We start from the raw sequence: 11,959 nt of genomic DNA on the forward strand, positions 1-11,959 counted from the left end.
GGTATGTTATCCGTGTGTACAGGGTAGGTTACCCACGCGTTACTCACCCGTCCGCCGCTCTCTTCCGAAGAAGATCGCTCAACTTGCATGTGTTAGGCACGCCGCCAGCGTTCATCCTGAGCCAGGATCAAACTCTCAAAATAAAGTTGCACTTTATATCGCAATGTCCATTCGCTTCGCTCATGTCAATTGCTTAAAATAAAGCTTCCTGCTCAGACTAATCATTATCGAATATCTGGCTTGGTTTGTTGGTTTTAATTCGTGTGAATTAAAGTTTATTATTTAACCTACTATTTAATTTTCAAAGTTCATTTGCTCGTTTCAGCTTTATTAGTTTAACAAAGTTTCAAAACCTTGTCAACCATTTTTTTAAGAAGTTTTTTATAACTTTCTTAAATCTTTGCCCCTCTCTCAAGGACAAGTAATATAATACCACCATGAAATCTATTCGTCAATACTTTTTTTATATTTTTTTTAATATATTAAAACTTTATGTATATATAACTAAAAATACAGCATAATAAGAATAATCCATTATTTTAAAGAAGGGTGATTCATATGTACGATTTCGAAAGTGTAAAAAACTTATACGAAGATGGCTATAGATGTATATACTATAACGCTGAAGAAGATAATCCCTTAGTCTATCTGAAGAACTTCGATAATGAAGACTCTAAGGAAATTCAATTTGAAGATCAGACTCAATTTATGCAATTTAAAGATTATTTAAATACTCTTAGATCACAATAAATCTTCCATTTGTATAAATTATATATCTTTTTCAAAAAATATATATAATTTTTTATTAATAAAACTCTAATAGGGAGTATAAAACTCCCTATTTTGATGTCACTATTTGTTTAATAAGAGCTATAAGCTCATTTCTATCTACTTCTAACTGTTTCTTTTTGTCTTTATAATCTTGAATGTTAACAACTTTTGCCTTAGTTTCTTTCATAAAATTCACTTCCTAATATAAATTATTAACTTATTTATAGATATTCTATACTAAGTTATAATTTCCTTCATTTTTTAATACAAATTTCTAACAAATTACTTAAAAAAATGTATTTTTTTTAATACAATAACAAAAGAAATCAAAAACACCCTAAAAATATTCAATTAAAATATTTTTTTAATTTATTTTTCATCCAAAATATAAATACAACTTTAAACATTACTCTTTATTCTTAATATACTCTATCGCTTTACTAAGTTGTTTATTTTTATCTTTTTCTTCTATATTAGGTTTAATACCTTGTTTGTTTATATAATCTCCATTTGGAGTATAATATTGAGCTGTAGTCAATTTATAACCTGTTCCATCCTTAAATTCTTTTACACTTTGAACAAGACCCTTTCCATAGCTAGTTGTCCCTACTGCTATACCTGCTTTATTGTCTACTATAGCTGCTGTCAAAATTTCTGAAGCCGAAGCACTATTTTCATTTATTAATACTACTATAGGCAAGTCAATCTTATTTGCATCAGATTTATAATATTGAGTATCTCCCTTATTATCCTTAGTATATACGATTGTTCCTTTTCCTAATAAATCATCTGCTATATCTACACATACATCTAATAATCCTCCTGGATTATCTCTAAGGTCTATTATTAGTGATTTTACATTCTTCTTTTGTAAAGAGCTCATATGCTCTTTAAATTCATTATATGTATTTTTGTCAAATGAAGTTATTTGTATATAACCTATATTATCTTCTTTCACTTCACTTTTAACACTTTCAACTATTATTTCTTCTCTCTTAACTGTTACATCAAACTTTTTATCGCCTCTTTGAATAGTTAAAACTACTGATGTACCGGCTTTTCCTTTTATCTTACTAGACGCTTTGGTAGATTCTGATGCCTTTACTTGTTCTCCATCTACTTTTAAAATGATATCTCCTGCTTTTAAACCACTTTTCTCTGCTGGATAATTTTTTATTACTGATTGGACAACTATATTATCTTTATCATTGCCAGTCATATAAATTCCTATACCTGTAAAAGAGCCTTGTGTTTGCTCTTTTAATAAAGCAAATTCTTCTTCTGTATAATATTCTGAATAAGGATCATTTAATGCTTGTATTAGTCCTTTTTCAGCTCCTAATATCAATTTATCCTCATCTACATCCTGATAATAATCACTTTCTACAATATTTTCTAGAGCCATTAATTTTTGATATTTTTCATATAGATCTCTAGATATAAATACTCCGTTTAACAGAAAAATTTGAACTAAATTTGTACAAATTACCGTTACAATAACTATAATTATAGCTCCTATAAACAACTTCTTCTTTGACATACTTCCTACCTCTCCTTTTAAATAAACTATTACTATTATATGATAATTTACCCTTTTTATTACTATTTACTAAATTTGTTGATTTAAAGTAACAAATTATATTAAAATTTATAGTAAGGATATTAATTATATCTTCAATATTATACCATATATATAAAGGGGTAGATTTTATGAAAACAGAATTTAGAAAAAAAGTAATTGCAGCAAGAATGGCAAAGGATAAAGAATTTATTGAAAAAAACTCAGATATAATCACAGAAAAATTACTTCAAATGGACTGTGTAAAAAATGCTCAAAATATCATGCTTTATTTAGATTTCAAAAATGAAGTTGCTACTGACCATTTAATCAATAAATTAATATCTCTTAGAAAAACAGTAACATCTCCTATAACTATCGTGGAAGATAGACTTTTGATACCTGCTCAAATAACTGATTTAGAAACAGGAATCAAAATCGGAGCCTACAATATAAGAGAGCCTAAACCTGATGCTCCTACTCTAGATGTTAAAGACCTAGATTTAGTTATAGTTCCAGCATCTGCTTATAGTGAAGATTGCTATAGATTAGGATATGGTGGAGGATACTACGATAGATTTATAGAAAAATTAAGAGATGATGCTGTTACTGTAGGTATCGCTTTTGATTTACAAATTTTCCCTGAAGTACCTAAGGAAGATCACGATGCTCAACTTGACTATGTAGTAACTGAGACTAGAATATTAACACCTAATAAATAATAGCTTTTTTAAGAGAATGATATTAAATTTAAATATATTCATTCTCTTTTTATTTTGATTATACCTTTTTTAATTTTATTTATTTTTATTATTATCTATGTATTTTTTATCAAGCTCGACTTTATCCGGCAAAGATTTCATATTCGTCTCCAAAACTATAAAAGGATAAGCATTTTCTTTTTCTTTATATATAACCTCTACCTTCATAACTTGTTTGCCATCCTTGTTTTGGACACTTATTTTATTTACATCTATACCATAATCGTCATTTTGTCCCCTTGTCACTATTACATAAACTTTATCATCTATCATAATAGTCAAAGCTCTCTCTTGGTCTACATAATCATCCATAACATCGATTATTTTATCAGGAATAGAATCCCTTTGAACTAATACATAATCTATAGACTTTACATCCTCTATAAACATTTTTGGCAAAACTATAAATCCTGCTAATACAAATACAATTAAAAAAATGCCATAAATCATACCTTTCATATTAAATTTAACATTCAACTATAACACCTCCATATATTTAAATATATGAGTGTTAATTTTTTCCTATTCTAAATTTTTAAATAAAAAAACTGATTATATAGAAATATATTTTTTCTTAAAATATAATCAGCTTTGATTTTATTAATATTCATTTTTTTAGGTTTTATTTTAAAATTATTGTTTTGTTTGTATAGCTTCTTTTACTTTATTAATAATATTCTCTACAGTTAAACCATATTCCTCCATTAATTGTTTTGGTTTTCCAGATTGTCCAAAAACATCGTTTATGCCTATTTTTTTGACTAAAACTGGATAGTTTTCTGATACAACATCGCTTACAGCACTTCCCAAGCCTCCAATTACACTGTGTTCTTCAACAGTGACAATTGCACCTGTTTTTTTAGCAGATTCTATAATCACTTCTTTATCTATAGGTTTTATTGTAGACATGTTTATTACTCTAACATTTATGCCTTCTTCTTTTAATAATTTGCTTGCGTTAATAGCTTCGTTTACCATCATTCCACAAGCTATTATAGTTGCATCTGAACCTTCTCTAAGAATTACACCTTTTCCTATTTCAAAATCGTAATCTTCACCAAATATTTGAGGTACTGCACTTCTTCCCAATCTAACATATACTGGTCCATTGTATTTAACTATTTCAAATATCATTTTTTCTGTTTCAATAGCATCACATGGAACTAACACTGTCATATTAGGTATAGATCTCATTATTGCTATATCCTCTACACTTTGATGTGATGCACCATCTTCGCCTACACTTATACCTGCATGTGTAGCGCATATTTTTACATTTAAATTTGGATAACAAACAGAATTTCTTATTATTTCAAATCCTCTACCTGTAGCAAACATCGCAAATGTACTCGCAAAAGGTATTTTGCCCGCTGTTGCTAAACCACAAGCAGCTCCGATTAGATTTTGTTCTGCTATACCCATATTAAAAAATCTTGTTGGAAACGTTTTTGCAAACTCGCTTGTTTTTGTAGATTTAGATAAATCAGCATCTAAAACTACTACATCCCCTCTTAAATCGCCTAATTTAACTAGAGCTTTTCCATAAGCCTCTCTTGTTGCTATATTACTCACGGCAAGCACCTCCCAAATCTAATAAAGCCTGTTGTAAATCTGAATCACTTGGAGCACTTCCATGCCATTTAGCTTCATTTTCCATAAAAGAAATTCCTTTACCTTTTATAGTTTTAGCAATTATCATAGTTGGTTTACCTACTGTAGCTTTTGCTATGTCTAAAGCTGCAAATATTTGATCGTAATCATGACCATCTATTGTTATTACATTCCAACCAAAAGATTTAAATTTTCCTTCTACTGGATTTACATTCATAACAGTTTCTATATTTCCGTCTATTTGAAGGCCATTATAGTCTAGAAATGCAATTAAATTATCAAGCTTATAATGAGATGCGCTCATAGCCGCTTCCCATACTATACCTTCTTGTATTTCGCCATCACCTAATAATACATAGACATTCCATGGTGCGTTATCTAGTTTAGAAGCCATAGCCATACCACAAGCCACTGAAAATCCTTGTCCCAAAGATCCTGTAGACATCTCTACTCCTGGAATTTTATTCATATCGGGATGCCCCTGTAGCATAGATCCAAACTTCCTAAATCCATCTAATTCTTCTCTATCAAAATATCCTCTTTCTGCCAAAGTCGCATATAAAACTGGTGCAGCATGTCCCTTAGATAAAATAAATCTATCTCTATCTTCCATTTTAGGATTTGTTGGATCGATGTTCATCTCATCAAAATACAACGCTGTTAAAATTTCAACAGCCGATAAAGATCCTCCTGGATGTCCAGATTTCGCTTTGTGTATCATAGTTACTATTTCTTTTCTGATGATACTTGCAATCTCATTTAATCCCTTATGGTCTCTCATGCGATTTACCTCCTAATTTTAAAACTGATATCATTATATAATACTATTATAGTACCAATTCCTTCTTATTATATCATTATTAAAATTATTTTTTAATGTTTATATTTTTATATAACAAAAAAGACTATTGAAAATATACAATCAATAGTCTTTTAGATATTAAATAAGCCCAAGCTTATTTGAAGGCTATTATCTATTTTTAGCATCATACTCTTATCTAGACAACCTATTTTTTCTCTAAGCCTCTTCTTATCAATCGTTCTAATCTGCTCTAAGAGGATAACAGAATCTTTATTTAATCCATACTCGTTGGCAGCTATTTCAATGTGTGTAGGCAATTTAGCTTTGTTGATTTGCGATGTTATTGCCGCCACTATTACAGTAGGACTGTATTTGTTGCCGATATTGTTTTGAATTATTAAAACCGGTCTAACTCCTCCCTGTTCCGAGCCAACTACAGGACTTAAATCAGCATAATATAAATCTCCTCGTCTTATCTCAGAGTTGAGATTACTCAACTTTTGCCATGTCTCCTTCAGAATTATTATCTAAGGAAATCTCATCTGTCATTCCTAATTCAGCTAATGAAAGATTAATTTTACCCATTTCTTTATAACCCTTTATCATAGTTTCTTTTAAACTTATTTTTTTCTTTTGAGTTATATAAAATTGAAATGCAGCATTTGCAAAATCTTCTCTATTACTATTTTCCATTTGAATAATTTTATCTACTTCAGATAAAATTCCCTCTGGCAAAGTAAATACAATTTTTTCTTTGTTCTTATTGTTCACAAAACCGCCTCCTAAGAATACTATCTCTTCTAATTTTAACAAATAGATACACGAATGTAAAATTGCATTTCTTACCATTTAACACATGTCAATATACAATCTAGTTAATAGTATTCTTTTCATTATTTTTATTTACACTACCCTTCTCTATATGTTATAAAATAAATTGTTTTAATCTGGTTATTAGCTTAATTATATCGATGAGATTATCGTAAAACTTTTAGAAGCTGTGTTATCTAGATTATTTTTATAAATATTTAATTTTTACTCTCAAAATTGGTGTACTCTACAATAAATTTTTTCTCGCCTTCATTATCTAGTATTTCCATTTTTACAGGATTTTTAGTCTTTTTATCTATATACAATATTTGCTTACTAAAATAAATATTCTCTGGTACATCTATTTCTAAGGCTAATTGATCATCATTGTAAAAGTTCATTCTGACAGATTCTTTTCGTGAGTAATCTTGTATAAAATCTCCTACAAATAGATATAATTTATTATTACCTACTTTAGGTAGTTCTATAACATCTCCTAATTTTTGATTTTTAATTACAATTTTATTATCATAGTACTCCATAGTTTTTCCTTTTAGATTTTCTGGTTCGATTATTTCCAGCTTGTAATACGACGGTTTTTTATAGGTGTGATTTATTATGTATTTGCTTTGACTTTTGTTGTTTATGACAGTTATATTAGCTGTGCATGTGTACGATGTCATATAGTTTATTTTCTTTTGAAAATCAGAATATACTTCTTCTTTAGTTTGTTGTTTTACTTTGCTACATCCTATTAAAGATACTATCATACACATACATAAGATAAATAATCCTATTGTTTTTTTCTTAAACATATGTACCACTCCCCTTCTTTTATATTAATATTCAGGTCAGTGGTAAATTATTATTTTTATCAGTCATTTATTCAATTATATTTTTTAATCTTCAGTAATTATTAGAGAATTAGCTACTGCGTAATTCTCGCTGTGAGATATACTAACTTTTATCTCTTTAACACTATATTTTATGCAAATTTCTTTTAAATTATTATATGTATTTACAATGGGTTTTCCTAAATGATCTCTTAAAACTTCTATATCCTTTAAATTAAAACCCCTTATTCCTGTGCCAATTGCTTTGCTTATAGCCTCCTTAGCAGCGAAATTTCCAGCTATACTTTCACTTCTAAAGTTATTTTCCTTAAAATATTCTATTTCCTTCTCAGTAAAATTTCTTTCTAAAAATCTAGGAGTTCTTTTTAAAACCTTTTCTATCCTATCTATTTCTATAATATCTATACCTATTCCAAGTATATTCATAATTAATTCTCCTTAAATAAAAAATTAATCCCTATCAAAATTTTAAAAGGAGTTATCTTTTTAGCATTCAAACTATTTTCGATAACTCCTCATATATTCATTATATCCTATAATGTTTCTTTTTTAACCTCATCATCCCATGAAGCTGCTTCTGTTAATATAGTTGTTTTTTCTTTATTAACAGTGATAAATCCGCCAGAAATTTTACCTTCTCTGAATTTACCATCTTTTTTTACTCTTAGTTGTCCTTCAACTAAGCCTGCTACAAATGGTATATGGTCCTTCAAAATAGCTCTATCACCTTTTGTAGTTCTCATTATTACCATTTCAACTTCATCATTATAAAAGACTTTTTCAGGAGTTACTATCTCTAATGCAAATTGGCTTGCCATAGACTAACACTCCTTCGCTTTCTCTACTGCTTCATCTATAGTTCCAACGAATAAGAATGCAGATTCTGGTAAATCATCATGTTTACCTTCTAGTATTTCTTTGAATCCTCTTATAGTTTCTTTTATTGGAACGTATTTACCTGGGAAGCCAGTAAATTGTTCTGCAACTGTAAATGATTGAGATAAGAATCTTTGTATTTTTCTAGCACGAGCAACTATTAACTTATCTTCATCACTAAGTTCATCCATACCAAGTATAGCGATTATATCTTGTAATTCTTTATATCTTTGAAGTATAGATTGTACTCCTCTGGCAACTTGATAATGTTCTTCTCCAACTATATTAGGGTCAAGTATTCTAGAAGTTGATTCAAGTGGATCAACTGCTGGATATATACCTAATGAAGATATAGATCTTGAAAGAACTGTTTTTGCGTCTAAGTGAGTAAATGTTGTAGCTGGCGCTGGGTCAGTTAAGTCATCGGCAGGTACATATACTGCTTGAACTGATGTTATTGACCCTTGTTTAGTTGATGTTATTCTTTCTTGTAATGCACCCATTTCTGTTGCAAGTGTTGGTTGGTAACCAACGGCAGAAGGCATACGTCCTAAAAGCGCAGAAACTTCTGAACCTGCTTGAGTGAAACGGAATATATTATCTATGAATAGTAAAACATCTTGGTGTTCTTGATCTCTGAAGTATTCAGCCATTGTAAGACCACTTAATGCAACTCTCATTCTTGCTCCAGGTGGTTCATTCATTTGTCCGAATACTAGAGCTGTTTTATTTAAAACTCCAGATTCTTTCATTTCGAAGTATAAGTCATTACCTTCTCTTGTTCTTTCTCCAACACCAGAGAATACTGATATACCACCATGTTGTTTAGCTATATTATTTATAAGCTCTTGTATAAGAACTGTTTTTCCAACTCCGGCACCACCGAATAGACCGATTTTACCACCTTTTAGGTATGGAGTTAATAGGTCAACTACCTTTATACCAGTTTCAAGCATTTCAGCATTATCTGCTATTTCGTTGAATTCTGGAGCTGGTTTATGTATTGGTTCTCTAGGAGCGTCTTTTGGTGCTTCAAATCCATCAACTGGTTCACCAAGAACGTTGAATATTCTTCCTAGAGTTTTATTACCAACTGGTACAGCTATTGGTTTACCTGTATCTACAGCTTCCATACCTCTAACTAATCCGTCAGTCGCACTCATTGCTATACATCTAACTGTATCGTCACCTATATGTTGTGCAACTTCGGCAACTATTTCTTTATCTCCTAACTTTATAACTAACGCGTTTAATAAATTAGGTAGGCTTTGTTCATTATCAAATTTAACATCTAGTACAACCCCTACGATTTGTACTATTTTACCTACGTTGGCCATTTCCTAACCTCCTTATTTTAGAGCTTCAACTCCACCAACAATTTCTGTTATTTCTTGAGTTATTGAAGATTGTCTAGCTCTGTTGTAACTTAATTCTAGAGTAGAAAGCATTTCGTCTGCATTATCACTTGCAGATTTCATCGCATTTCTTCTTGCTGATTGTTCTGATGCAAAAGATTCTATCACACCGTCATATATAATTCCTGATACGTACTTAGGTATTATATAACTTAGGACAGCCTCTGGTGATGGTAAATATTGAACTCTAGCTTTTCTTCCTTCTTCTTTTGGTTTTACCTCAGTCTCATCTTTTTCAAAAACTAATGGTAAAATCTTTTTTAATTGAGGACGTTGTACTAGAGGTGATACAAATTCTGTATAAGAAATGTATACTTCATCTACTTCACCTTTTTTATATAAATCCATTGCAGTATTTGCAATTTCTAATGTTTTTTCATAATCACAATTTTCTACATTATCTTGAGATATTAATAAATCGTAACCTCTCTTTGAAAAGAACTCTACAGATTTCTTTCCTAATGCTATAACTTTTTCTTGTTTTCCATCCATATGAGCAGTTGTAAGCTTGAATATATTTGAGTTATATCCACCAGCTAAACCTCTATCACCAGCTATTACAATGTAACATCTGTTTTTTACTTCTCTTGGTTTTAAAAATACATCTCTAACACCTCTTGTATTAGTAGCTATATCTTTAACTGTTTCATAAAGTGTATTAAAATATGGTTTACTAGCTAAAGCTCTATCCTTAGCTTTTCTCATTTTAGATGAAGCGACTAATTCCATAGCTTTTGTAATTTGTTGAGTACTTTGAACACTGTGTATACGATTTTTGATTTCTTTAATTCCAGCTCCCAATTAGTTCACCTCCTTTTTTAAAAAGGACCCTTATTCAACAACAAATGTCTTTTTAAATTCATTTATTGCTGTACTTAAATCAGTTGTGAAATCCTTATTTGCCATTATTTTTTCACTTAACTCAGGATAATTTGTATCTACAAATTTAAATAATTCAGATTCAAATTTAGATAATGCATCAACTGGTATATCATCTACAAATCCATTTGTAACAGCAAATATTATCATAACTTGGTCTGTAACTTTAAGAGGTGAATTTTCGCCTTGTTTTAAAACTTCAACGATTCTTTCCCCTTGATCAAGTCTTCTCTTTGTATCTGCGTCTAAGTCAGATCCGAATTGAGAGAATGATGCAAGTTCTCTATATTGAGAGTAAGAAAGTTTTAATGTACCAGCAACTTTTTTCATTGATTTAATTTGTGCATCCCCACCAACCCTTGATACAGATATACCAGGGTCAACTGCTGGTCTTACACCTGAATAGAATAATTCTGGTTGTAAGTAAATTTGTCCATCAGTGATTGATATAACGTTTGTTGGTATGTATGCAGAAACGTCACCTGCTTGTGTTTCTATTATTGGTAAAGCAGTCATTGATCCTCCGCCTAATTCGTCAGATAATTTAGCTGCTCTTTCTAGTAATCTTGAATGTAGATAGAAAACATCCCCTGGATATGCTTCACGTCCTGGTGGTCTTCTAAGTAGTAATGACATTTCTCTGTAAGCAACTGCTTGTTTACTTAAGTCATCATATATTATAAGAACGTGTTTTCCATTGTACATAAATTCTTCACCCATAGCAGCTCCTGCATATGGTGCTAAGTATTGAAGTGGTGCAGATTCTGAAGCTGTTGCAGAAACAACTATAGTGTAATCCATTGCTCCACCTTTTTCTAGTTTATTAACTAATTGTGCTACTGTTGAACGTTTTTGTCCTATAGCAACATATATACATATAACATCTTGACCTTTTTGGTTTAAGATTGTATCTAGAGCTATAGTAGTTTTACCAGTTTGTCTATCGCCTATTATAAGTTCCCTTTGACCTCTACCTATTGGTATCATTGAGTCTATAGCTTTTATACCTGTTTGTAATGGTTCGTAAACTGATCTTCTTGCCATTATACCAGGAGCTCTATTTTCAACTGGTCTAGTTTTAGTTGTAGCTATTGGTCCTTTACCATCTATAGGTAAACCAAGTGGACTTACAACTCTACCTATCATAGCTTCACCAACTGGAACTTCAACTATTCTTCCAGTTCTCTTTACTATATCTCCTTCTTTGATTCCACTGTCATCACCGAATATAACGGCACCGACAACGTCTTCTTCTAAGTTAAGAGCCATCCCAAATACTTCTCCTGGGAATTCAAGTAATTCACTTGACATAGCATTTTCTAGTCCATAAACTGTAGCTATACCATCCCCAACTTTTAGGACGCTTCCTGTATCTGTTAATTCTATTTTATTATCATAGTTCTTTATTTGTTGTTTAATTATAGAACTGATTTCTTCAGGTCTTAAGTTCATGGGTTCACCGCCCTCCTAAGAAATTACTTGAGAAAGTTGGTCTTTTATATTATCTAAACGAGTTTTTACAGATCCATCAATTTGAATATTCCCTAATCTTACTAAAACTCCACCTAATATACTTTTGTCAACTTTATTCTCTAAAGTAATATTTTTATTATATTTTTTTG

At 30.4% G+C, this 11,959-nt stretch carries 15 protein-coding genes and 1 rRNA gene; 2 read left to right on the top strand and 14 right to left on the bottom strand.

All coding sequences use genetic code 11. The annotated features are described in order from the left end of the window. A 16S ribosomal RNA gene (locus MR593_RS07510) occupies positions 1-143 on the bottom strand; the annotation flags it as partial. A 415-nt stretch (positions 144-558) separates the two neighbouring features. Here MR593_RS07510 and MR593_RS07515 point away from each other — a divergent pair. Beyond that, positions 559-750 carry a hypothetical protein gene (locus MR593_RS07515; RefSeq protein WP_290691524.1) on the top strand — a complete coding sequence of 64 codons (192 nt, stop codon included), beginning with the start codon at positions 559-561 and terminating at the stop codon, positions 748-750. A 427-nt stretch (positions 751-1,177) separates the two neighbouring features. Here the strand turns inward: MR593_RS07515 and MR593_RS07520 are convergent, their stop codons facing one another. Further along, positions 1,178-2,311 carry a S41 family peptidase gene (locus tag MR593_RS07520; RefSeq protein WP_290691526.1) on the bottom strand — a complete coding sequence of 378 codons (1,134 nt, stop codon included), beginning with the start codon at positions 2,309-2,311 and terminating at the stop codon, positions 1,178-1,180. Positions 2,312-2,481: 170 nt separating this feature from the next. Between MR593_RS07520 and MR593_RS07525 the strand changes: the two genes are divergently transcribed. Beyond that, entirely contained in the window at positions 2,482-3,051 is a 570-nt protein-coding gene (locus MR593_RS07525; RefSeq protein ID WP_290691528.1) for a 5-formyltetrahydrofolate cyclo-ligase, read from the top strand. Between the two features lie 75 nt (positions 3,052-3,126). Here MR593_RS07525 and MR593_RS07530 read toward each other — a convergent pair whose 3' ends face one another. The 12 genes from MR593_RS07530 to MR593_RS13570 all read right to left on the bottom strand — a co-directional run. Next, positions 3,127-3,567, bottom strand: a complete 441-nt coding sequence (locus tag MR593_RS07530) for a hypothetical protein (protein WP_290691531.1) — start codon at positions 3,565-3,567, stop codon at positions 3,127-3,129. 156 nt (positions 3,568-3,723) lie between these two features. After that, complete coding sequence (locus MR593_RS07535; RefSeq protein WP_290691532.1) at positions 3,724-4,662, bottom strand: transketolase family protein; 939 nt, start codon at positions 4,660-4,662, stop codon at positions 3,724-3,726. Next, positions 4,655-5,482, bottom strand: coding sequence for a transketolase (locus tag MR593_RS07540; protein WP_290691534.1), 828 nt, complete (start codon positions 5,480-5,482; stop codon positions 4,655-4,657). The genes MR593_RS07535 and MR593_RS07540 overlap by 8 nt, the downstream gene beginning before the upstream one ends. A 152-nt stretch (positions 5,483-5,634) precedes the next feature. After that, positions 5,635-6,000 carry a type II toxin-antitoxin system PemK/MazF family toxin gene (locus MR593_RS07545; RefSeq protein ID WP_290691536.1) on the bottom strand — a complete coding sequence of 122 codons (366 nt, stop codon included), beginning with the start codon at positions 5,998-6,000 and terminating at the stop codon, positions 5,635-5,637. After that, on the bottom strand, positions 5,993-6,274 hold the full coding sequence (locus MR593_RS07550) for an antitoxin (RefSeq protein ID WP_290691538.1): 282 nt from the start codon (positions 6,272-6,274) through the stop codon (positions 5,993-5,995). Before MR593_RS07550 ends, MR593_RS07545 begins: the two co-directional genes overlap by 8 nt. Before the next feature lie 257 nt (positions 6,275-6,531). Beyond that, the gene (gerS, locus tag MR593_RS07555; RefSeq protein ID WP_290691539.1) at positions 6,532-7,128 is read right to left on the bottom strand and encodes a germination lipoprotein GerS; all 597 of its coding nucleotides are present in this window, start codon (positions 7,126-7,128) and stop codon (positions 6,532-6,534) included. A gap of 84 nt (positions 7,129-7,212) precedes the next feature. Then, entirely contained in the window at positions 7,213-7,593 is a 381-nt protein-coding gene (gene acpS / locus MR593_RS07560; RefSeq protein WP_290691541.1) for a holo-ACP synthase, read from the bottom strand. A gap of 107 nt (positions 7,594-7,700) precedes the next feature. Continuing rightward, positions 7,701-7,985 (bottom strand): hypothetical protein, encoded by a 285-nt coding sequence (locus MR593_RS07565; protein ID WP_290691543.1) that lies wholly within the window; start codon positions 7,983-7,985, stop codon positions 7,701-7,703. Between the two features lie 3 nt (positions 7,986-7,988). After that, positions 7,989-9,380 carry a F0F1 ATP synthase subunit beta gene (atpD, locus tag MR593_RS07570; protein WP_290691546.1) on the bottom strand — a complete coding sequence of 464 codons (1,392 nt, stop codon included), beginning with the start codon at positions 9,378-9,380 and terminating at the stop codon, positions 7,989-7,991. A gap of 12 nt (positions 9,381-9,392) precedes the next feature. After that, positions 9,393-10,259, bottom strand: coding sequence for an ATP synthase F1 subunit gamma (atpG, locus tag MR593_RS07575; protein ID WP_290691549.1), 867 nt, complete (start codon positions 10,257-10,259; stop codon positions 9,393-9,395). 30 nt (positions 10,260-10,289) lie between these two features. Continuing rightward, entirely contained in the window at positions 10,290-11,789 is a 1,500-nt protein-coding gene (gene atpA / locus MR593_RS07580) for a F0F1 ATP synthase subunit alpha (protein WP_290691551.1), read from the bottom strand. A gap of 15 nt (positions 11,790-11,804) precedes the next feature. Then, positions 11,805-11,959, bottom strand: a 155-nt coding sequence (locus MR593_RS13570) for a F0F1 ATP synthase subunit delta (RefSeq protein WP_290691554.1), incomplete at its 5' end; no start/stop codon positions are given.

Source organism: Intestinibacter sp. (genome assembly GCF_022780145.1).
In the GTDB taxonomy this organism is placed as follows: domain Bacteria; phylum Bacillota; class Clostridia; order Peptostreptococcales; family Peptostreptococcaceae; genus Intestinibacter.